22 protein-coding genes are annotated in these 21,095 nt (G+C 37.9%); 10 read left to right on the top strand and 12 right to left on the bottom strand.

The window, feature by feature from the left end; genetic code table 11:
- The first annotated feature begins 89 nt into the window (after positions 1–89).
- From CBE70_RS14595 to CBE70_RS14605, 3 genes are all read left to right on the top strand, one after another.
- Positions 90–1,667 (top strand): PTS transporter subunit EIIC, encoded by a 1,578-nt coding sequence (locus tag CBE70_RS14595; RefSeq protein ID WP_100159892.1) that lies wholly within the window; start codon positions 90–92, stop codon positions 1,665–1,667.
- Positions 1,668–1,681: 14 nt separating this feature from the next.
- Positions 1,682–3,043: a 6-phospho-alpha-glucosidase gene (locus CBE70_RS14600; protein ID WP_100159893.1), complete on the top strand. Its 1,362-nt coding sequence runs from the start codon at positions 1,682–1,684 to the stop codon at positions 3,041–3,043.
- A 108-nt stretch (positions 3,044–3,151) separates the two neighbouring features.
- Entirely contained in the window at positions 3,152–3,928 is a 777-nt protein-coding gene (locus tag CBE70_RS14605; protein WP_100159894.1) for a MurR/RpiR family transcriptional regulator, read from the top strand.
- A 22-nt stretch (positions 3,929–3,950) separates the two neighbouring features.
- Here the strand turns inward: CBE70_RS14605 and CBE70_RS14610 are convergent, their stop codons facing one another.
- Positions 3,951–4,838, bottom strand: coding sequence for a 2OG-Fe dioxygenase family protein (locus CBE70_RS14610; RefSeq protein ID WP_100159895.1), 888 nt, complete (start codon positions 4,836–4,838; stop codon positions 3,951–3,953).
- Positions 4,839–5,009: 171 nt separating this feature from the next.
- Entirely contained in the window at positions 5,010–6,623 is a 1,614-nt protein-coding gene (locus CBE70_RS14615) for a sigma 54-interacting transcriptional regulator (protein ID WP_100159896.1), read from the bottom strand.
- A 417-nt stretch (positions 6,624–7,040) separates the two neighbouring features.
- On the opposite strand from CBE70_RS14615, the gene hydN reads away from it, so the two are divergent.
- The 6 genes from hydN to CBE70_RS14645 all read left to right on the top strand — a co-directional run bounded on the left by hydN (position 7,041) and on the right by CBE70_RS14645 (position 9,868).
- Entirely contained in the window at positions 7,041–7,598 is a 558-nt protein-coding gene (hydN, locus tag CBE70_RS14620; RefSeq protein WP_100159897.1) for an electron transport protein HydN, read from the top strand.
- A 72-nt stretch (positions 7,599–7,670) separates the two neighbouring features.
- Positions 7,671–8,012, top strand: a complete 342-nt coding sequence (gene hypA, locus CBE70_RS14625) for a hydrogenase maturation nickel metallochaperone HypA (RefSeq protein WP_100159898.1) — start codon at positions 7,671–7,673, stop codon at positions 8,010–8,012.
- 8 nt (positions 8,013–8,020) lie between these two features.
- Positions 8,021–8,311, top strand: coding sequence for a hydrogenase maturation factor HybG (hybG, locus tag CBE70_RS14630; RefSeq protein ID WP_100159899.1), 291 nt, complete (start codon positions 8,021–8,023; stop codon positions 8,309–8,311).
- Positions 8,312–8,442: 131 nt separating this feature from the next.
- The gene (gene sugE / locus CBE70_RS14635; protein ID WP_100159900.1) at positions 8,443–8,757 is read left to right on the top strand and encodes a quaternary ammonium compound efflux SMR transporter SugE; all 315 of its coding nucleotides are present in this window, start codon (positions 8,443–8,445) and stop codon (positions 8,755–8,757) included.
- A 402-nt stretch (positions 8,758–9,159) separates the two neighbouring features.
- The gene (locus tag CBE70_RS14640) at positions 9,160–9,546 is read left to right on the top strand and encodes a type II toxin-antitoxin system RelE/ParE family toxin (RefSeq protein ID WP_100159901.1); all 387 of its coding nucleotides are present in this window, start codon (positions 9,160–9,162) and stop codon (positions 9,544–9,546) included.
- The gene (locus CBE70_RS14645; protein WP_100159902.1) at positions 9,539–9,868 is read left to right on the top strand and encodes a helix-turn-helix domain-containing protein; all 330 of its coding nucleotides are present in this window, start codon (positions 9,539–9,541) and stop codon (positions 9,866–9,868) included. The genes CBE70_RS14640 and CBE70_RS14645 overlap by 8 nt, the downstream gene beginning before the upstream one ends.
- Before the next feature lie 138 nt (positions 9,869–10,006).
- Here CBE70_RS14645 and frdD read toward each other — a convergent pair whose 3' ends face one another.
- Genes frdD through frdA form a run of 4 tightly spaced genes read right to left on the bottom strand, consistent with a single transcriptional unit; the run spans position 10,007 to position 13,314 of the window.
- A complete protein-coding gene (gene frdD, locus CBE70_RS14650) occupies positions 10,007–10,366 on the bottom strand; it encodes a fumarate reductase subunit FrdD (RefSeq protein ID WP_088493867.1) in 360 nt (119 codons plus the stop codon).
- A gap of 14 nt (positions 10,367–10,380) precedes the next feature.
- Positions 10,381–10,773, bottom strand: coding sequence for a fumarate reductase subunit FrdC (frdC, locus tag CBE70_RS14655; RefSeq protein ID WP_088493866.1), 393 nt, complete (start codon positions 10,771–10,773; stop codon positions 10,381–10,383).
- Positions 10,774–10,787: 14 nt separating this feature from the next.
- On the bottom strand, positions 10,788–11,525 hold the full coding sequence (locus tag CBE70_RS14660) for a succinate dehydrogenase/fumarate reductase iron-sulfur subunit (RefSeq protein WP_075672948.1): 738 nt from the start codon (positions 11,523–11,525) through the stop codon (positions 10,788–10,790).
- On the bottom strand, positions 11,518–13,314 hold the full coding sequence (frdA, locus tag CBE70_RS14665; protein ID WP_100159903.1) for a fumarate reductase (quinol) flavoprotein subunit: 1,797 nt from the start codon (positions 13,312–13,314) through the stop codon (positions 11,518–11,520). Before frdA ends, CBE70_RS14660 begins: the two co-directional genes overlap by 8 nt.
- A gap of 944 nt (positions 13,315–14,258) precedes the next feature.
- Here frdA and epmA point away from each other — a divergent pair.
- Positions 14,259–15,236 (top strand): elongation factor P--(R)-beta-lysine ligase, encoded by a 978-nt coding sequence (gene epmA, locus CBE70_RS14670; RefSeq protein WP_023583702.1) that lies wholly within the window; start codon positions 14,259–14,261, stop codon positions 15,234–15,236.
- A gap of 54 nt (positions 15,237–15,290) precedes the next feature.
- On the opposite strand, the gene CBE70_RS14675 is transcribed toward epmA, so the two are convergent.
- From CBE70_RS14675 to glpT, 6 genes are all read right to left on the bottom strand, one after another.
- Positions 15,291–15,704 (bottom strand): hypothetical protein, encoded by a 414-nt coding sequence (locus tag CBE70_RS14675; protein WP_100159904.1) that lies wholly within the window; start codon positions 15,702–15,704, stop codon positions 15,291–15,293.
- A complete protein-coding gene (locus tag CBE70_RS14680; protein ID WP_100159905.1) occupies positions 15,701–16,243 on the bottom strand; it encodes a LemA family protein in 543 nt (180 codons plus the stop codon). Before CBE70_RS14680 ends, CBE70_RS14675 begins: the two co-directional genes overlap by 4 nt.
- 9 nt (positions 16,244–16,252) lie before the next feature.
- Positions 16,253–17,326, bottom strand: coding sequence for a hypothetical protein (locus tag CBE70_RS14685; RefSeq protein ID WP_100159906.1), 1,074 nt, complete (start codon positions 17,324–17,326; stop codon positions 16,253–16,255).
- Positions 17,327–17,362: 36 nt separating this feature from the next.
- Positions 17,363–17,920, bottom strand: a complete 558-nt coding sequence (locus CBE70_RS14690) for a LemA family protein (protein ID WP_100159907.1) — start codon at positions 17,918–17,920, stop codon at positions 17,363–17,365.
- Positions 17,921–18,186: 266 nt separating this feature from the next.
- Positions 18,187–19,266, bottom strand: a complete 1,080-nt coding sequence (glpQ, locus tag CBE70_RS14695) for a glycerophosphodiester phosphodiesterase (protein WP_100159908.1) — start codon at positions 19,264–19,266, stop codon at positions 18,187–18,189.
- A 135-nt stretch (positions 19,267–19,401) separates the two neighbouring features.
- Positions 19,402–20,754, bottom strand: a complete 1,353-nt coding sequence (gene glpT, locus CBE70_RS14700; protein WP_100159909.1) for a glycerol-3-phosphate transporter — start codon at positions 20,752–20,754, stop codon at positions 19,402–19,404.
- Positions 20,755–21,095 lie beyond the last annotated feature (341 nt).

A 21,095-nucleotide genomic window follows, 5' to 3' on the forward strand; every position in this document is an offset into this window, starting at 1 on the left:
AAATCAAGTGGATAAATTGCTTTTTATTTAATGCCAGCGCAGGATGCTGTCATGGAAATGAGTGTAAGAAAACAACAACGAGATACCGTATGAAAAAACTCATTAATGCCCTACAAGCGTTTGGTAAATCCTTATATGGGCCAGTCTTGATATTGCCTATTGTCGGTTTATATATCGCTTTAGGTAATGTTTTTGGCAATGGCAATCTTGCGGAATATATTCCGTTTTTAAATCACCCGGTTATTCAAAGTATTGGGCAATTACTCGCAAAATCATCAGTGGCTATTTTAGTCAATTTAGCACTGATTTTTGCTGTGGGTATTCCCGTTGGTTTAGCGAAAAAAGATAAAGGCTATGCAGGCTTAATTGGTTTAGTGGTGTTTGTCATTTTCACAAATGCGATGAACATTACGCTAACACTACAAGGTAAGCTGGTTAGTACAGAAGAGATGCGAGCTGCTGGTCAAGGCATGGTGTTGGGTGTCCAAGTTCTAGAGATGGGCGTATTTGCTGGTATTTTAACTGGGGCAATCTCAGGGTGGCTTTATAACCGTTATTCGGGTCGTCAGTTTAACGGCATTATGGCTATCTATTCAGGTCACTGTTTTGTCGCCATTATTGCTATTCCATTCACCATTGCATTGGCTGTTTTAATGTGTGAAGTCTGGCCTTTTGCGCAGGCGGGTATTACTAAGATGGCGCTCGTTATTCATGATTCTGGTGCTTTTGGTGCGCTGATTTATGGATTTTTAGAACGTATTCTGATCCCAACTGGATTACATCATTTAGTTTACACTCCATTCTTGTATACCGAATTAGGCGGTGTTGCAGATGTTTGTGGCACAACTTACCAAGGTGCAAGAAATATCTACTTTGCTGAAATGGCATGCCCTGAAGTTAAACAACTCAGTAGCACAGTGATTTGGGATGCTCGTGGCATTGCTAAAATGTTTGGTTTAACTGCGGCAGCAGCAGCCATGATCTCTGTGGCTAAAAAAGAGAAAAAACAGATAGCGAAGGCGATTTTAATTCCGGCAGCCGCTACCTCTTTTTTACTAGGTGTAACAGAGCCTCTTGAATTTTCCTTTCTATTTGTCGCCCCTGTTCTGTTTTTGGTTCACGCCGTATTAACTGGTATTGGCATGATGCTGTTCTACCTATTAGGTGTTCATGCGATTGGTGCGAACGGTGTCATTGATTTCATTTTATATAACTTGCCGTTAGGTACTGAAAAATCAAATTGGCCGATGTATATCGTGGTGGGTTTGATTATGTCAGTTCTCTATTTCGTTATCTTTAGAACTTTGATTTTAAAACTCAATCTTAAAACACCCGGTCGTGAAGATGATGATGAAGAGACGCGTTTATACAGCAAAGAAGATTACAAGAAAAAATCAGAAGCAGTCACTAATGCTGAAGAAACGACTCAAACTATCAATGAGTTAGGTGAAGAAATTATTGAAGGACTCGGTGGACGTGACAATATTGAAGTGGTTGATAATTGTTATACCCGCTTAAGAGTCATTGTTAAAAATGTCGATGCAATTCATGAAGATATCTTGAAAAAAACCGGTGCTAAAGGCGTTGTGCGCCACGGTAATAACGTTCAAGTTGTTTATGGTTTGCATGTAAAAAAAATGCGTGAAGCGGTCGAAGCCGCACTTTAATAGGAGAAAGAAAGATGACTAAATCACCCTTTATCTTAAGTATTGCAGGCGGCGGAAGCACCTATACACCCGGAATTGTCAAAAGCTTAATGGTACGTTTAGAGGATTTCCCTCTGAGTGAAATTCGTTTATACGACATCGATCAAGAGCGCCAAGATACGATTGCACCCGTGGTTGAAAAAGTGATCCGTGATCATAGTGATACCATTAAATTTACGGTGACAACGGATGCAGAAACCGCGTTTGATGGCGCTCATTTTGTGTTTGCTCAAATGCGTGTGGGTCAATATAAAATGCGCGAGCAGGATGAAAAAATCCCATTGCGTCATGGTGTTGTAGGGCAAGAAACTTGTGGCCCAGGTGGGCTTGCTTATGGTTTACGTACTATTTTACCTATGGTTGAGTTAATTGATTTAGTTGAACAATATGCCTCTCCTAAAGCATGGATTGTAAACTATTCCAATCCAGCTGCGATTGTTGCTGAAGGTGTGCGTCGTTTGCGCCCTAACGCTCGCGTATTGAATATCTGTGATATGCCAGTTGCAGCGATGCGTAATATGGCTGCTGTATTAAAAGTGGATCGTCATGATTTAGATGTGGATTATTTTGGCTTAAATCACTTTGGTTGGTTTACTTCAGTGCGCGTAAAAGGTGAGGAAAAACTACCTGAATTACGTGAACATATCGCTAAATTTGGTCTTTTAACAGAAGATGCCGCTCAAACTGATCCACAACACTCTGACCCATCATGGGTAAAAACGTGGCGTCATATTCAACCATTAATGGAAGCATTTCCTGAATACATTCCAAACCCATATTTGCAGTATTACTTGATGCCAAATTATATCGTTGAACATCAAGATCCGAATTACACTCGCGCAAACGAAGTGATGGATGGTCGTGAAAAACGTCTGTTTGAAGCGGCGCGTGAATATAAAGAGACGGGTATTTTACCTGATGCTTTCCATGTCGGTGTACACGGTGCTTTTATTGTTGATGTGGCATGCTCTTTAGCCTTTGATTTACGCCAGCGTCATTTAGTGATTGTTGAGAACAAAGGTGCAATTGCTGATTTACCTTATGATGCAATGGTTGAAGTGCCTGCATATATTACCTCTCACGGGCCAGAGCCTATTCGTGTTGGTGATATTCCGCGCTTCCATCGTACTTTGTTAGAACAACAATTGGCATCAGAGCAATTGCTGGTAGAAGCAACGCTTGAAGGTAGCTACGAAAAAGCACTTGAGGCATTTACACTGAATAAAACGGTGCCAAGTGTGATCCACGCTAAGAAGATCCTTGATGATATGATTGAAGCAAATCGTGAGTATTGGCCTGAATTACGTAAAGCTTATGTCAATGGTAAGCGAGTTTGATCTCAAGACTTGCTGTTAACGAGTAATTGAATAAGAATGCTGTTCTATCACCAGAACAGCATTTTCCTTTTATGTTGGTAAGGACGATGTATCAATAAGGTAACAGGTATGTCGGCACGATTATCATCTTTACTATCAAGAGCAACAGAATTAACCCGTGCAGAATATCGCATTCTTTCCTATTTAATTGATAACCCAACACAAGTTGGCAAACTCACTATTAGAGAACTTGCACAAGCCAATTTTGTTTCAACAACAACCATCATGCGACTTTGCCAAAAATTAGGTTTTTCTGGTTATAGTGAGTTGGTTTATTACTGCAAACAGTTGTTATCCTCAGCTGAAAAATCTCATCAATTGAAATATGATGAAAACGAGGCAACAGAGCCTCTTTTTGATCAGTTTTTGGCAAATTATTTAAAAACTTTCACGTTAATTTCAGACGAACGAAGACAAGCTTTTGCTGATTTAATTAACAGTAAGAACTCATTTTTTATTTATGGTGCAGGTTTTTCTCATATATTTTCAGAATATATCAGTAAGCGATTACAGCTGATTGGTAAAGATGCTTTTCTGTCTGGGCTTAGTGACAGTAAGAATATCTTTATTAATAATGCCTCACGCTATACGGTTTTTATTGCGATATCTCGTAGTGGAGAGACAGAACAAGTCGTTGAAAAAGCGAAAATAGCAAAAAGTATTGGAATGAAGATTGTTGCATTTACTCGAGCAAGTGCCAATCCGTTGGCTGAACTTGCTGATATTCATTTCCCCATTTATGACGATGCAGTGAATTATCATTGTGACACTATCGAAAGCTCATCTTTTGAATCAAACCTTGTCTTGATTATTGATTTATTACTCAGCCGAGCTCAACGATTTTAATTTATGTGATAAGGCGTTATGACTAAGCGACTGACTGATTTAAATAAAGCGTTAAAGGCAAATCTGGATGCGGTTCCATCGAATCAAATTTATGTGATGGGTGAGAATTAACCGTTGGATAGCGAGAGAGTAAAACAATAAAATCTTGGTAAGCCTGCTTTTTATTATCATGCGTAAAAATAGGTGTACCGCTATGATTTAATTCATTATCTGCAATTAATAAAACATCAAGATATTGTGCATTATTGTGTTCATAAAGCACATTTTCAGGATCAATTTTTTGCCAAGGTGTTCCTATGGCTTCTTTCGGTGAGTGAACACGTAGAGCACCTGTATTATCTTTAACGTTATTCTTATTCATCATCACAATCATGGTGTGATCAACGCCATCTTGATGAACGCCTTCAATTGATAGTTCACTTAAAGAGTCAGGTTGGGCAATTAATCTTAAATGAAAAACCGTCGATATTGATTTTGGTGATTGTTGATCCGTTAAGTGACGGGGAGTAAACGTATTACCTTGAATTAATAACATCTTTAATTTTAATAACGCTTGATATGCTGTATTGCTCTGCCAGCGATCATCAAGTGCTCTAAAATGCCTTTGTGCGCCGCTGTCTTCACGAATAAATCCATCTTCTTCAGTGAGAACAAAAGGTTGATACTCTAGTCTGGAGATCGTTTCTATATCATTATCAAAAAGGTAGCGTCCTGTTCGAGAGTGACGAAATGAAAGCGTCGGATCTTGTGCTAAATAGTCACCATATTTCATTAGTGCATTAATATCTTTTTCTTCAGCACCTAATTGTTTTATTAAATTAATTACAATGTTTTGGGGAATAAAGACATATTTATTATTTTTGTATTCTTTTCTTATTTCACTAATTTTATTTATAAGCAGGCTATTCATATATAATATGCTCCATTGACGGTTTATATTATTAATAGTTAATAATGGGAAGTAGTTAATAAATTATAATCATTTAGATTATAGATAGAGATTAATAAGTTTCAAATGTACAAAAAAAGAGTGTAATAAAATAATTACACTCTTTTAGATAAGTAAGAAACTATTTTAGGATTAAAGTATTTCTGGAATTGAAATACCGAGACGTTGCATTCGTGATAATAACGTTGTTCGTTTTAACCCTAGTTTTAAAGCAGCACCTCTAGCGCCGGCAACCACACCATTGGTTTCTCTTAATGCTTGAATTATTCTTTCTCGCTCTTCATCATCGCTTTCTGGCGCATTCGTCTGCATGCGCTTTTCAATAGATGAAGGTTGAGTCAGTACCTGCTTTAAACGAGAGGGCTTATTAATGTGAAGCTCTTTTAACTGAAGGTTTAATGTTGAGCCTCGTGTTAAAATAACAGCTCGTTCAATAATATTTTCAAGTTCACGAACATTACCCGGCCATGGATAAAGTGTTAATTGCTCCAATGCGTTAGCAGGAATACAATCTATTTTTCTATCCATTCTACGCGCAATTTTTTGCGTAAAATGTTTAACCAAAAGTGGAATATCTTCAGGTCGTTCTCTTAGTGGTGGAATAATAATAGGAAAAACATTAAGACGATAATAAAGGTCTTCTCTAAATTCGCCCTCATCTGTTAATTCATGGAGATCTTTATTGGTTGCCGCAATTAACCTAACATCAACCGGGATCACTTTATTGCCGCCCAACCTTTCTATTTCTCGCTCTTGAAGAACGCGAAGCAATTTGGGTTGTAAGTCAATTGGCATATCACCAATTTCATCAAGAAATAGCGTACTTTTATCTGCCATTTCAAATCGGCCAATATGCGTATTGGTTGCTCCTGTAAATGCACCCTTATCATGACCAAAAAGATCACTTTCTAATAAGCCAGAAGGTACAGCGGCACAGTTCATTTTTATCATCGACTTACTTTTTCGCTGACTAAGGCGATGAATAGCGCGTGCAATTAATTCTTTACCGGTGCCTGTTTCACCTAAAATAAGTACGGTACTATCACTTTGTGCCACTAATTCAATCTGTTCGAGCACATTATGCATAGCATCGCTTTGATAAATAATCTCACTAAAACAGGCATTATTATCTATCTGTTCATTAAGCCAAATATTCTCATTCTTTAAACTGTCTTTTAGATGCGTTATCTCTTCATAAGCTGCCGCATTTTCAATGGCAATACCAATACGCGCCGCAATTTGTTGAAGTAACTGGCAAGTATCGTTAGTAAAAACGCTTCCTATTTCATGCGCTAAAATTAATAAACCGAGAGGTTTATGATTGAAAGCCAGTGGCAATAACAAAGCCGTCTGCATATTTTGCTTAACTAGACGCTTAATCAAAACATCTTCCTGATCTTCTTTACTAATATCAATTAAGACAGGTTTATTCTGATTAATAATTTCTTCTGCTTTGTTATTCGCGCTACTAAACTTACGTTGTTGGCGAATGACTGATTTTCCAGTCTGATAACGGCTAGAATAAAGAATACCTTCATGACTATTTTGTGATGAAGTACGGCATAACATTAGACTAATATGATTTAGTCCAAAAAAACGATGTATTTCTTTAGAGACTTCAGAAATAAGGCCATCCATGTCTAGATGAGCTAATACAGAATTTGTGATATCAACCAATATTCGATATTGGTTACGCTCATTACGAAGGCTTTCCATAGTTTCAGCATTGTTACTGCTTAATTTCATGACACCACCGATTGCCCTAAAAAATTAGCTATATTGTAGTAGGTTTATAATAAATTTATATCAATGACTGAATCATTTTTGATCCAACCCGCTATTTTTGTATATGTAATGAAACTTAAGAATATAAATGTATCAAAGCACTATATAATCAAATATATATCGATTTATTTTATCGTCAAATTTGTCGAATAATTTGACGAAGTGACTTATTTATTAATTAATAATCATTTTTATTTGAAAATTATTTAATTGAAAAATAAGGAATAGTTATATCAAAAATATATTGGCATGAACCGTGCTAGATTCATTCTATTGATACTCTAGTTATTACTCTTAATTAGAATAACTCGTTGCATTTATCGCCATATATAACGGCTATATATAACAGCTATATATAACAAAAAGCAGGAGAATATGATGAACCGTTTCATCATTGCAGACCCTAAAAAATGTATTGGTTGCCATACTTGTGAAGTGGCTTGTGTTGTATCACATCAGCAAGCAGACCAAGATAATTTAGCCATTGAGCAAATTAGTGAGCAGAATTTCCAACCCCGCATTCATGTGATCAAAGGATTTTCAATCAGTACGGCAGTTGTATGCCATCAATGTGAAGATGCCCCTTGTGCCAATGTGTGCCCAAATGGCGCTATCATTCATAACAAAGATTATTACTATGTCGATCAGGAAAAGTGTATCGGTTGTAAAACCTGCGTATTGGCTTGTCCTTATGGCACGATGGAAGTGGTTTCTCGTCCAGTTATGCGCAAATCAACCGCGCTTAATGCGATTGAAGCATTTAAAGCGGAAGCAAACAAATGTGACTTATGCCACCACCGTGAAGCAGGCCCTGCATGTATTGAAGTCTGCCCAACTCATGCTTTAGTGTGTATTGATAGAGATGCACTTGAAGAGATGGTTAAAGAGCGTCGTCGTAAAGCCGCTTTTGAAACCGGTGCTGAATTGTTGTTCTAAGATCAATAATAAAGCAACTATGTGCTGATACTATAGTTGCTATTATTTATCTTGCTTCAATAAGGTATCGACATGCACGAAATCACGCTTTGCCAGAGCGCATTTGAGATAATAGATTCACAAGCTAAATTAAATAATGCAAAAAGAGTAAAAAGCGTATGGATGGAAATTGGCGCACTATCTTGTGTTGAAGTTAGTGCACTTGAATTTTGCTTTGATATTGTTTGCAGAGACACCCTTGCTCAAGGCTGTGAATTACATATTGAGATTATCCCCGCGAAAGCATGGTGTTGGGATTGTCATCAAGTTGTTACTGTTTCAACCTTCAATGCAGGTTGCCCATCTTGTGGTAGCCAAAATCTGCGTGTTGAAAATGACGATGCAATGCGAATAAAGCAAATAGAGATCGAATAGAGGTTGTTATGTGTCTTGGTATTCCTGGTCAAGTTGTCGAGGTTGGAAAAACAATCACTGAAAATGCGATGGTCGATGTTTGTGGCGTTAAGCGAGAAGTGAATATTGCGTTAGTCTGTGAGGGTGAGCCTCATACGATGATTGGTAAGTGGGTACTGGTACATGTTGGTTTTGCCATGAGTATTGTTAACGAAGATGAAGCAAAAGAGACATTGGATGCTTTGATGGCAATGGGAGAAGTGGAAGATGATGTCTCTGCTTTTCTGTATGGTGAAGAGGGCGCGCCTAAGAAAAACTGAGTCAGTTTTGTACTATTGCACGATTTATTTCTTTTTCTTATACTAGAGCTTCATCTTTCGAAAGCTGGGACGACCCAGCTTTTTGTCTTTGTATTCAGGGGACGACCCCAACTTATCGAGTAGGGGAAGTTATGTCTTGGATTATTCTTTTTATCGCGGGTTTATTAGAAATCGTTTGGGCTGTCGGTCTTAAATACACACACGGTTTTACGCGTTTAACTCCCAGTATAATCACCATTAGCGCCATGGTTGTGAGCATGGGCATGTTATCTTATGCCATGAAAGGCTTGCCAGCAGGTACAGCTTATGCGATTTGGACAGGTATTGGTGCAGTCGGTACGGCAACTTTTGGTATTTTAGTTTTTGGTGAGTCTGCCAATATTTATCGTTTACTCAGTTTAGCAATGATTATTTTCGGCATTATCGGGCTGAAATTGGCGAGTTAATTGTGATAGGTTTGATTTATTAAAAAATTTTCTAATAAGATTAGCGTAATTAAAATCTTTTTACTTATGCTATTGTTCTAATGAAAATCATAAAAAATCAATTAGATAATGGTAATTAAAAGATCTTTGTTAAAATTTTGATAGTCAATAAGTGGTGATATTTAACCATAGAACCCCCCAAAATAGGCGTCCTATTTTGGGGGAGAATTTAGAGACTTTGATTTTTCTCTAATCAATTCGGTATGATATTTTCTAGCTTCTCCCATATCCTTTTTGCAGAATAAAAAAATGCAATCACCTAACTTTTTTTGTTTCTTGATTTTTAACCTAAGTGCTTAAAGAAACATTGATTGACAAAGTGGTACTGGTTACTATAGTACTCATTACTGCAGAGGGAGTGGCATGGGAATATATAAAATATCTTCTTTTAAGAGAAGTGTGAAGAAAACACCTATAACGGATAAGCAGTTATCTGTAGCTGCAAAAGAAGTTCAGCAAGGAAAATATGAAGCTGACTTGGGCGGTGGAGTAATAAAAAAACGTCTAGCAATACAAGGACAAGGTAAAAGCGGAAGTGTTAGAGTCATCATATTTTTTAAGATCAACAATCATCTTTTTTTCGCTGATGGCTGGGCGAAAAATACCGTTAATGCAAAGGGAAAAAAAGAAATAGAAGATGACGAATTGCAGGTCTATAAACATTTAGCAAATGAGTTTTTAAATTATGATGAAAGTACTATTAATCATTTAATTTCTTGCAGAATTTTAGAGGAAATAACTGATGAGTAACAAGCTAAATAACATGCTTGAATTGGCTAAAGAGCTAAATGCCGCAGGTACATCACCCGATAGCTTGGTTCAAGAAATTGAAAGTATTATTCACACTCGTGAAATTAATGACAAAATACAATGCGTATCGGCAATGAGTGGTGCTGAGATTAAAACTTTGCGCACTAAATTTGGAATGTCACAGGCTGTTCTTGCCCGAGCTTTAGGTATGTCAAAAGAGAGCGTATCTAAATGGGAAAGAGGTGAAAAGAAGCCAAGTGGACCAGCACTAAGAATGTTGCGTATTTTAGAGCGTCGGGGACCTGAAGTTCTAATAATTTAAGTGAGAGACAATGAGCCGTTAAGTGCTTTTTGTTTACTGTGGACGATATAGTTCAAATATAAAAAAGTTAATTATAGAAAATTTTTTTCATAAAAAAAGCCACTCATTGAGTGGCTTTTTATCTTACGTATTAATTAATTACAGTGTAAATACACCAATGATAGCGATAACGCTGATAATTGCTGCACCACCATAGAATACCCATTTGCTTGCAGGCACATGCACTTTAAAATCGTGCAGAGTATGGTGAATACGGTGTAATGCACACCAAACTGGCAGAACAATCATTAGCAGTAAGAAAAGACGGCCAATGATGCTTTGGCTAAATGCCATAATACGTTCATAAGTAAATGCTTCTGGCGCAATACCCATAGGGATTAGGATACCGAGCAGGATGATGATTGCTGGAGAAACAATCGCACTCCACATACCACCTGCACCAAATAATCCCCAGAAAATAGGTTCATCAGAGCGCTTAGGAAGTTGATTCTGATTCATTATTTCCTCCTGGGTTAAATTAACGCCACTGCCAGAATAGCAGCAGTAACAACGATAGTGACACCCCAGAAACCACGAACGATGGGTTCTTGTGGCATTTTTTCATCTTTAACAACGATAACCACTGCTTTTGGTGCAAGTTTGAACCAAGTCGCAGAGTGGAAGACGGTTGCAATAAGGGTCACAATGTTAATCAGCATTACAATTGGGTTGCTCAGGAATCCAACGAAACCTGCCCAACTTTCTGGTCCATTTTTCAGTGCGAATACACCAAACAGTACAACCAGACTGAACCAAAGTTGTGGAAGACAAGTCCCTTCACGGGTGATATAGAAACGATAGAATCCAAGTTTCGTCCACCAGTTTGGTTGCATGCCACGAACATAAGGCTTACGTTTTGTTGTCATGTCTTGTTTCCTCCTTAACGTGGTTTCAGCATCGCAATGACAAAGTCTTGCGCACTGGCTGCTTTACCTTGCTGAATAGCGGCAGCAGGATCCACATGTTTTGGACAGACTTCAGAACAGTAGCCAACAAAGGTACAAGACCAGACACCGTTCTCACCATTTAACTGAGGCATACGCTCTTTTGCCCCATGGTCGCGACTATCTGTGTTGTAACGTTGAGCTAATGTAATCGCTGCTGGGCCAATAAACTCTGGATTTAGACCAAACTGAGGACATGCTGCATAGCAAAGACCACAGTTAATACAACCAGAGAATTGGTGGTATTTCGCCATTTGAGCAGGAGTCTGTTTATTCGTCCCTTCTGAAGGCTTACGATCATTACCGATGATATAAGGTTTAATCGCTTCTAAGCTTTCAATAAAGTGAGTCATATCGACAACAAGGTCACGCTCAACTGGGAAGTTACCCAGTGCTTCAACTCTTACACCGTCTGGATATTCACGAATAAAGGTTTTACAAGCCAATTTAGGCACTTTGTTGACCATCATGCCGCAAGAGCCACAAATCGCCATACGGCAAGACCAACGATAAGAAAGATCAGGCGCTAAATTGTCTTTAATATAACCCAATGCGTCTAATAATGAGGTTTGCTCATCATAAGGCACATCATAAGTGACGAAATGAGGCGCTTCGTCCGTTTCTGGGTTATAGCGCATGACTTCCATTTTAATGTGCTTCATGTCATCAGCCATTCGCTTTCTCCTTATTCTGCTTGTCTTGTGCAGTCGCTTCACCACCATAGACACGTTTAGCAGGAGCAGATTTCGTGATCTTCACATCGCTATATTCTAAACGAGGGGCACCTTCTGGGTTATAGAACGCCAGAGTATGTTTCAGGAAGTTCACGTCATCACGCTCAGTACAACCTTCGTCAAGACGTTGGTGTGCACCACGAGACTCTTTACGATTGATTGCGGAATGAGCCATACATTCAGCGACATCTAAACCAAAGCCAAGCTCAATTTTGTACAGTAAATCAGTATTAAAGACGCTACTGGTGTCTTTAATTTCAACGCGTTTGAAACGTTCTTTTAATTCAGCCAGTTTATCAACGGTTTTTTGCATTAATTCAGGTGTACGGTAGATACCGCAACCTTCTTCCATTGATTCACCCATTTCATCGCGAATTTGTGACCAGTTTTCAGAACCTTTTTGGTTCATCAGCTTTTTCAGGCCATCTTCGATATCACGAGTGCGAGCATCTAATGCAGATGCGTTAGCTGGTGCGGCTTCTTGTGCACAACGAACCGCTTCTTCACCCGCAAGACGACCGAATACAACCAGCTCTGCCAATGAGTTAGAACCTAAACGGTTAGCGCCGTGTAAGCCAACAGATGAACATTCACCCACCGCAAACAGACCTTTAATACGAGTCTCAGTTTGTTGGTTAGTTTCGATACCACCCATAGTGTAGTGAGCAGTAGGACGAACAGGGATTGGTTCATTAACTGGGTCAACACCCACATACGCTTTTGCCAGTTCACAAATAAATGGCAGGCGTTCATGAAGTTTTTTCGCACCCAGATGACGTAAGTCAAGATGAACAACATCACCACGGTGAGTTTTGATGGTACGACCTGCGCGCCACTCATGCCAGAAAGCTTGAGAAACTTTATCGCGAGGACCTAATTCCATGTATTTATTTTCTGGTTTACCTAATGGTGTTTCTGGTCCTAGGCCGTAATCTTGTAGATAACGATAGCCATCTTTATTGACCAGAATACCACCTTCACCACGACAACCTTCGGTCATCAGGATACCTGAACCTGGTAGGCCAGTTGGGTGATATTGAACAAATTCCATATCACGCAGTGGAACGCCATGACGTAAAGCAATACCCATACCGTCACCAGTTACAATACCGCCATTGGTATTGTAACGATAAACACGTCCTGCACCACCTGTTGCCATAATGACAGCATTAGCACGAATTTGAACTTTCGTCCCTTCCATCATATTGATAGCAACAAGACCACGAGCGTGACCTTCATCAACCAAGATATCGAGAACAAAGTGTTCGTCGAAACGTTGAATTTGTGGATATTTTAAGGATGTTTGGAACAGGGTATGTAGCATATGGAAGCCGGTTTTATCGGCTGCGAACCAGGTCCGTTCGATCTTCATCCCACCAAAACGTCGGACGTTGACTGACCCGTCTTCTTTACGGCTCCAAGGACAGCCCCAGAGTTCTAGTTGAGTCATCTCTGTTGGACAATGCTCAACGAAGTAATCGACGACATCCTGTTCACACAACCAGTCACCGCCTGAAACGGTATCATTGAAGTGGAAATCATAGGAGTCGTGAGCCTGAGTCACTGCTGCTGATCCGCCTTCTGCTGCCACGGTGTGGCTACGCATTGGGTAAACTTTTGAGATCAGAGCAATTTTCAGTTGAGGATTCGCTTCCGCTGCAGCTATTGCTGCTCGTAAGCCTGCGCCCCCGGCTCCGATTATCGCTATATCGGCATTAAAGGTTTGCACTGCGCTTCTCCATTGTTCAAGTGAAAATTGGAATAATTGTCTAGAAATCAATTCACTGACATTATTAATTTGTAATGCTATTTTTTTAAGCTATCCGTAACGAAATTGTTTCACTGCCTTGTGACTGCGCTTGATAACATCTTTATTATCATTGACTGTAATTTTAGTATAACGAAATGTGGGGCACCGAAATTTGATATGAATGATGGTTTTCCCGTATTTCGCAAAAAAAGTGTGATCCACACCAAGAATTCTGGGTTTTGATAATAAGCCACCAGAGAAACTTGAAGATCAAATAGAATATATTTTTCTAAATTGAAAATTATAAATAGTAATAAATAACCTATTTTGAAAGTATAGATAAGTTTAATTGAAAATGACAATGATTTTTTGTTACATATTGATTTTAAAGGGTAAATGTTTTTATCTTTCTTAAGTCTAATTTAAATTAATAAAAGCCCATTCTAAAAACTAAAATAAATTTTTTACTATTTATCTAAAACAAATCGGTTTGTCTTGTTAATTGTTAATAAAATATTAATAATATTTCTAAAGGTTTTTAATACTAATCAAAATACGTAGATTTAAATAGAAAGTTAACTTTGAAGTTTAGATGAGTTTGGCTATTTAAATATAAGAACAGTGTTAGTTTATTGTTATTTGCAATTGAGAAAAAGAATTATTCCAATTAACTTTTTTTATAAAAATGGCGAAAAAACACTGAGTTTCTTACTCTAAATTGATGTTTATTTAAACAATAAAAAGTGCCCAAAAGTAGATGTTTTGTAGAATTATATTTATTTGTCTTATGTGTTTTTACTTAAAAGACGAAAAGATCAGTGGAAAAACATAAAATGATATCCCTCTTTATTAGGGAGAAATTTGTCTGTTGAAGAGGATGCGAGTAAACTGCACGCTTTGTTTTCTGTTGGAGTTTTTCGTTCATGAGTGAAATCGCGGATTGGCAGCCAAGCGCCTCAATCGCCAACTTACTAAAAAAGGCGAAAATAGTCAGTAATATTAGGCGTTTTTTCACTGATCGTGGTGTGTTAGAAGTTGAAACACCGATGATGAGTCAGGCTACCGTTACCGATGTTCATCTTTACCCATTTGAAACCCAATTTGTGGGGCCTGGTGCTTCTCAAGGGCTAAAACTTTATTTGATGACAAGCCCTGAATACCACATGAAGCGTTTATTAGCCGCAAATAGTGGACCGATTTATCAAATGGGACGTTGCTTCCGTAATGAGGAAGCCGGTAGATATCATAATCCGGAATTTACGATGCTAGAATGGTATCGCCCTTGTTTTGATATGTACCGGTTGATGAATGAAGTCGATGATTTATTGCAAGAAGTGTTAGATTGTGAGGCATCAGAATCACTCTCTTATCAACAAGCATTCTTGCGTTATCTTGATATCGATCCTTTATCTGTAGATAAAGAGAAATTGCGTGAAGTAGCGGCAAAACTGGATTTATCAAATATTGCAGATACGGAAGAAGATAAAGATACGTTACTTCAGTTGCTATTTGTTTCTGGAGTTGAACCTCATATCGGTTTAGAAAAGCCAACCTTTATCTATCATTTCCCTGCGTCACAAGCCTCATTAGCTGAAATCAGCTCTGAAGATCATCGTGTAGCAGAGCGTTTTGAAGTCTATTTTAAAGGTGTTGAGTTAGCGAACGGATTTCGCGAGCTAACGGATGCGCAAGAACAACGCCATCGCTTTGAACGTGATAATCGTCAACGTGTGGCGATGGGATTACCAGAGCAACCTATTGATGAGCGCTTTTTAGCGGCTCTTGAAGCGGGACTACCTGAGTGTTCTGGCGTGGCTTTAGGGGTTGATCGCCTTATTATGCTGGCACTGGGTGTTGAACGCCTTAGTGATGTTATTGCATTTCCTGTTTATAGGGCATAAGTGCGATATCGATAGTACTAAAATAGTGCTAAAAAAGAGAGCCTAGGCTCTCTTTTATTTTTTTTGTTTTCGGCTTTGTCTTTGTTTTTCTTCTGCTTCAAGGGCTTTTTCTTGAAACTTCGCTAACTTATTTCCTGTTACGTCTTTCATATAGCGATAATTAATAAACCAAAACGTAATACACGAAAATAAAATAACCCACCAAATTAAGAGTAGTTTTAATGCAGAGTTAACACCCAGCATTAAATGAAAGCTAATTAAGATCATTAAGCTGACAAATATCGAGCTAAATAATCCTCCTGCAATTTGTGACATATATTTTTTTAAAGGTGTGATACTTATTAATGGCAAGATAATTGCCATAGAGAACAACACGCCAAAGGTAGCAAACATAATAATCGAAATAGGTTCATCAAAGCTTAGAAACCAATCCGTTATACCAAAAAAAGAAAAAGGAATTTCTATCATGATATTGCCTCCCTACTGGGGTAAAAAAGAGGGATATCTTTAAATTTAAAAATAAACGTAAACAATATATTAGGAAAAATACGTATTTCAGTATTATAGAGAGTCACGGATTGATTGAAGAATTCTCGCCTGTCAGCTATGCATTCTTCTAATTCTTTTGCTTGCATTTGTAATAGGTGCAAATTTTTCCCACTGATAAGTTCAGGGTAATTTTCAGCAATAATGAGTGATTTTTTTATTTGTGGTAATAGCTGATTAGCTAAATTAACTTTTTGATCTAATACATCTGTATGTAAATAGTGATCTCTATTTTCAGCTAGTTTTTGAAATAAAGCTTTCTCATGATCCATTGCTTTTTGTGTAATCACGATCAGCATGGGGATCAAGTCGGCTTGTTTTTTTAATAAAACATCAATGTTTGCAAAGGCTTTATAGCAATTATTTTTCAGCATTACCATGTTGTTATAAATCATCACTAATTGGCGTATTAAAAAATAAACCAAAGTGAGAATAAAAATGATAAAAATAAGCCATTCCATATTTATCAATTACCAAGGAAGAGAAGTATTATTAAAATAAAGCGTTAGGATGCCATTTTGATAATCCATTGGTATCACTAGAATGGAAAAGATAACAAAAAGAGCAATGATAACGATGAAAGTTGCATTACGACGAAAAGGACGTGCTTTGTTCCAGCGAACAACATAATCTCGCGGTGATAAACCTAATAGATAGTGAGGAGCACTATGTGTGATAATAACTTCATCATTGATAGGCTCTGCACTACCTATCAATAAATAAGTCGTATCAGCTTCTAAGATATACTCCTTAAAACGTTTATTGTTATATTCCAGATCTTGATGAGGATTGATGCCAAGATGAACTAAAGGTTTATCTGCTGCAAGAATTTGAATTGATCCGGTATCGTCTGTCATCGTGAAATTATTGATCTTTTTTTCACAGAGTGTTTGGTGATAGCTTTTCTTGCCTTCTTTGTCTGTGGATACGTCATATTCATAATAGATGTAGCCATAGCACTCTTTTTTACCTAGACGACTCGTTAATTTTTTACCCTCAGTTATCTTACCTTCAATCTCAACAAGCCCAATAGCTAAAGAGCGAATTTTAGATGTGGCTAGAATTTTTTGAAAACGTAAAAAACGTTTTTCAGGTGTTCTTTTGACGATTTGGTAAACGAACATTAAAACGAAACTTAAAAAGAACAATCTTTGATCAATAAACAAGCTAAAGCTTAAACTTAATAATAAAAGACTAATAAATACCGTATTAATAAGTGCAGCAAACTTGGACTCACCTTCATTTTGTAATTGATGATAATTCTTTATCGCTTTTTCACCAATATTCGCAATATGATTTGAAATACCATATGCAAATAGCAAAATGACAGCAAATGCAATACAGGAGATAAGATTAACAATTGAGTCTTCACCACTAGGATAAACGTCAGTTTCTCGCGAAAAAAACAGATAGTTTCCAGCGGCAAAAGCGAACCCTAAAAAAGGAACAATACTCAAGCTGTTCTTCTTTTTTTGAGAGCGTTTGCTGCGTAAAAAATAGATTAATGCGCCTACAGCACAGCCGATAAAAAAATAAATTAACACTGCAATTTATCCTTAATGCGGTTATTTAACTTGCTGTTATTTAAAATGAATCCCTTCATATTTCATTTCTTCTTTTGGTATTTCTAGCAATTGCATACGTTCAAAGCGGAAGAGGCCAGCAATTAAGCTATCAGGAAACATCTCTATGGCAGTGTTGTAGTGAGTCGTTGCATCATTAAAGCCTTCACGACGTTGGGCAATTTTATTTTCTACATCACTAACACTTGTTTGAAGTAGTGCTAATTGTTCACCTGAAATTAACGTCGGATAATTTTCAGCGAGGGCAATCATGCCTCGTAGTGCTGTATTCATCTCATTTGTTGCGCTGATTTTTTCATTAATATTTTGTGCTTTAAAATAACGTTGTCTTGCATCACTTAATGCAATAAATACACTTTTTTCATGCTCCATTGCTTTTTCAACTACCGCCATTAATTGAGGAATTTGGTCAGCTCTTTGTTTTAAAATAACGTCAATATTCGCAAATTGATTACTGACCTGATTGCGTGTCGCAATAAGACGATTATAAATTGAAATACCCCAACCAATAATGATGATTATCAGAATAGCTAAAACAATTATGGTCATTGTCATAGTGTTCCCTTTCCTTTATAGAAAATAAATAAAATAGTAACGATAGCAATGGTGAAATTTACCCATAAATCAAAATTATTTTTATTTTGAATAACAACAGGGACTAAATTAGACAAAGATGAAGAAATATACAATCAGAATGGGCGTAAAGATCCTACCCTTTTAAAAAAGAGTAGGATACTTGTCATACTTCAGGTTACCGCGTTATTGACGGCATTTACTCGCACGAGTCATACACTTCTGTATGTCCCTAGCGATACCTTGAATTATTTAGCTTGTTTTTGTAAAAATTTAACCCCTAAATCAGGGAAGTCAGTAAAGACACCCTCAGCACCCGCTTGGTTATAAATGATGTCGTAAAGTTGATCACCATCTTTTGCGTATTTAGGCAGTTTATCAATACGAACAGTAAACGGATGGATAGTCAATTTATTCGCATGAGCATCTGCAGCCATACCCGTTAAGGTGATTTTTTCTGGCGTTGAATCTGTCTCAACTAGCATATGGTAGTCAGGGCCGATAGCATCCGCATAAGTGGCAATTTCTTTCATTGCGCCAGGCTTAAACATCCACTCATAGCTGTAGTTTGTCCATGTACCATCTGGTTGTTTTTCATAGGTCTCATTCCAGTCGGTATAAGCAATTAACTGAACAAGTTTTAGATCCATGCCCATTTTTGGCATCAATTCTGTTTTGATGCGTTTTAGGTCGTTAGCATCGAATGATTGCAGATAAACATTGTCGGTTTTTTTCGTATAACCGTACTGTTTAAGGACTTCCAATACTTTAGTGGTAATGTCTTTACCTTCTTGCTCATGGAACCAAGGTGCTTTAATTTCAGGGTAAATACCAATATCTTGGCCTGTTGATTTGTTTAGACCTTGGATAAATTCAATTTCTTCTTGGAATGTATGTACACGGAAATCCGATTTCCCCATAGGGAAACGATTTGGGTAACTTTGGACTTTTTTACCGTCAACAATGTCGAAGCCTTCAGTAAATTTCAGTCCTTTAATTTCTTCAAGCGTAAAGTCGATAGCGTAATAACGACCATCTTTTCTTGCTCTATTAGGATAACGATCAGCCACATCGGTTACACGATCAAGATAGTGGTCATGTAAAACAACTAATTCGTTGTCTTTGGTCATCACTAAGTCTTGTTCGAGATAATCTGCGCCTTGGGCATAAGCTAATGCTTTGGCAGGAAGCGTATGTTCAGGCAAATAACCACTTGCACCACGGTGAGCGATAACGACCTTATCACTTGCCGCTTGTGCGATTGCACTTAAAGATAGAGTTAAAAGAACGCCTGCAACTAACGGTTTTATTCTAAAAGATGTACTCATAAAGCTGCTCCATTTTAATTCTACGTACAACAAAGTTATGTACAGTTGGCAATAAAAAAGCCACATCAAAACAGTTGATGTGGCTTGGTTTTTAGAGATGAGATTTAACTAATTTCATAAATAATCAGTTAGCGATTATTCGTACTTCTGAAGCATTTCACGTTTGTGTTTGGTTTCTGTTACCATCACGATAAGTAATAATATAACAGACAGTGCACTACCGCCGATCATGACCATAAAGCCACCATTCCAGCCGAAGTAGTCAACGGTGTAACCTACGATAGCACTTGCCGCAACAGAACCACCTAAGTAGCCGAATAGACCGGTAAAGCCTGCTGCCGTACCTGCTGCTTTTTTCGGTGCAAGCTCAAGCGCATGCAGACCAATCAACATAACAGGACCGTAGATTAAGAAACCGATGATTAACATACACGCCATATCAACATTCGGGTTACCCGCTGGGTTCATCCAGAATACGATAGTTGCGATAGTTACTAAGGTCATGAAGAACACACCAGTTGCACCACGGTTACCTTTGAACACTTTATCCGACATCCAACCACACAGCAGTGTGCCCGGAATACCTGCGTATTCATATAAGAAGTAAGCCCATGATGATTTATCCATTGCAAAGTGTTTAACTTCACGCAGGTAAGTTGGTGACCAGTCCAGTACGCCGTAACGCAGTAAGTAAACGAACACGTTCGCAATTGCAATCATCCACAAAAGTTTGTTAGGGAACACATACTTCATGAAGATTTCTTTTGCAGTCAGTTCTTGTTCGTCAGTTTCTTTATAATCAGGTGGATAGTCGTTTTTGTACTCTTCGATTGAAGGTAAACCACATGATTGAGGGGTATCGCGCATTAATGCGAATGCAATCATAGCAACTAAGATTGCGGCAAATGCTGGCATATATAACGCTGCTTTCCAGTCGTTAAACCACGCCATACCTAATAAGAACAGTAATGGAGGTAAGCCACCGCCGACGTTATGCGCACAGTTCCAGATAGAAACGATACCGCCACGTTCTTTCTGTGACCACCAGTGCACCATGGTACGTCCACAAGGAGGCCAACCCATACCTTGGAACCAACCACAAAGGAACAACAGAACGAACATTACCATAATGCTCGAAGTTGCCCATGGCACAAAGCCCATAAATAGCATCACTGCGGATGCTAAAATAAGACCTGCAGGTAAGAAATAACGAGGGTTAGCACGGTCAGAGAATGAGCCCATGATAAACTTAGAGAAACCGTAAGCAATCGAGATCCCTGATAAAGCAAAACCTAGGTCACCTTTAGAAAACCCTTCTTCTACAAGATAAGGCATTGCTAACGCAAAGTTTTTTCTTACTAAATAATAAGCAGCGTAACCGAAGAAAATCCCCATAAAGATCTGCCAACGCAGACGACGATAGACAGGATCTATCTGCTCTTTTGGCAAACGCGCTTTATGTGGCGCAGGTCTAAACAGACTTAACATATTAGCCTCCGATGGCTTTTATTTTAATATGTTGATATTAAATAATGACAAAACGAACAGTGAAGTTATCAAAAAATTTTCTTTAACGAACTTAATAGTAAACTTATACAATCAAATTTACTGTGAGGTATTACTCAGTTGTCGAATAATTTTTCAAGATGTGCAATTTTGAGTGATATGTTAACTTTATCAAATACTTTTTGTTAAATAATTTGTGATTAGTATCACATATGTGGTTTTAATTTTTCACTCGTGAGCGTTTCTCTTTCGTTTTTGCTCATTATCAAACATTAACCACATTTTTTGTGTATCTTATACACTATAATTAACGCTAAAGAATA

It is taken from the genome of Proteus columbae, assembly GCF_002777965.1.
GTDB lineage: Bacteria > Pseudomonadota > Gammaproteobacteria > Enterobacterales > Enterobacteriaceae > Proteus > Proteus columbae.

Excerpts from the sequence above, each read along its gene's own strand:
- CBE70_RS14640 (WP_100159901.1), top strand. The coding sequence starts at position 9,160 with ATGGGAATATATAAAATATCTTCTTTTAAGAGAAGTGTGAAGAAAACA.
- CBE70_RS14615 (WP_100159896.1), bottom strand. The coding sequence starts at position 6,623 with ATGAAATTAAGCAGTAACAATGCTGAAACTATGGAAAGCCTTCGTAAT.
- CBE70_RS14610 (WP_100159895.1), bottom strand. The coding sequence starts at position 4,838 with ATGAATAGCCTGCTTATAAATAAAATTAGTGAAATAAGAAAAGAATAC.
- CBE70_RS14680 (WP_100159905.1), bottom strand. The coding sequence starts at position 16,243 with ATGGAATGGCTTATTTTTATCATTTTTATTCTCACTTTGGTTTATTTT.
- hybG (WP_100159899.1), top strand. The coding sequence starts at position 8,021 with ATGTGTCTTGGTATTCCTGGTCAAGTTGTCGAGGTTGGAAAAACAATC.
- CBE70_RS14645 (WP_100159902.1), top strand. The coding sequence starts at position 9,539 with ATGAGTAACAAGCTAAATAACATGCTTGAATTGGCTAAAGAGCTAAAT.
- CBE70_RS14675 (WP_100159904.1), bottom strand. The coding sequence starts at position 15,704 with ATGATAGAAATTCCTTTTTCTTTTTTTGGTATAACGGATTGGTTTCTA.
- CBE70_RS14660 (WP_075672948.1), bottom strand. The coding sequence starts at position 11,525 with ATGGCTGATGACATGAAGCACATTAAAATGGAAGTCATGCGCTATAAC.
- CBE70_RS14690 (WP_100159907.1), bottom strand. The coding sequence starts at position 17,920 with ATGACAATGACCATAATTGTTTTAGCTATTCTGATAATCATCATTATT.
- CBE70_RS14605 (WP_100159894.1), top strand. The coding sequence starts at position 3,152 with ATGTCGGCACGATTATCATCTTTACTATCAAGAGCAACAGAATTAACC.
- glpQ (WP_100159908.1), bottom strand. The coding sequence starts at position 19,266 with ATGAGTACATCTTTTAGAATAAAACCGTTAGTTGCAGGCGTTCTTTTA.
- frdD (WP_088493867.1), bottom strand. The coding sequence starts at position 10,366 with ATGAATCAGAATCAACTTCCTAAGCGCTCTGATGAACCTATTTTCTGG.
- hydN (WP_100159897.1), top strand. The coding sequence starts at position 7,041 with ATGAACCGTTTCATCATTGCAGACCCTAAAAAATGTATTGGTTGCCAT.
- frdC (WP_088493866.1), bottom strand. The coding sequence starts at position 10,773 with ATGACAACAAAACGTAAGCCTTATGTTCGTGGCATGCAACCAAACTGG.
- CBE70_RS14595 (WP_100159892.1), top strand. The coding sequence starts at position 90 with ATGAAAAAACTCATTAATGCCCTACAAGCGTTTGGTAAATCCTTATAT.
- CBE70_RS14600 (WP_100159893.1), top strand. The coding sequence starts at position 1,682 with ATGACTAAATCACCCTTTATCTTAAGTATTGCAGGCGGCGGAAGCACC.
- epmA (WP_023583702.1), top strand. The coding sequence starts at position 14,259 with ATGAGTGAAATCGCGGATTGGCAGCCAAGCGCCTCAATCGCCAACTTA.
- hypA (WP_100159898.1), top strand. The coding sequence starts at position 7,671 with ATGCACGAAATCACGCTTTGCCAGAGCGCATTTGAGATAATAGATTCA.
- sugE (WP_100159900.1), top strand. The coding sequence starts at position 8,443 with ATGTCTTGGATTATTCTTTTTATCGCGGGTTTATTAGAAATCGTTTGG.
- glpT (WP_100159909.1), bottom strand. The coding sequence starts at position 20,754 with ATGTTAAGTCTGTTTAGACCTGCGCCACATAAAGCGCGTTTGCCAAAA.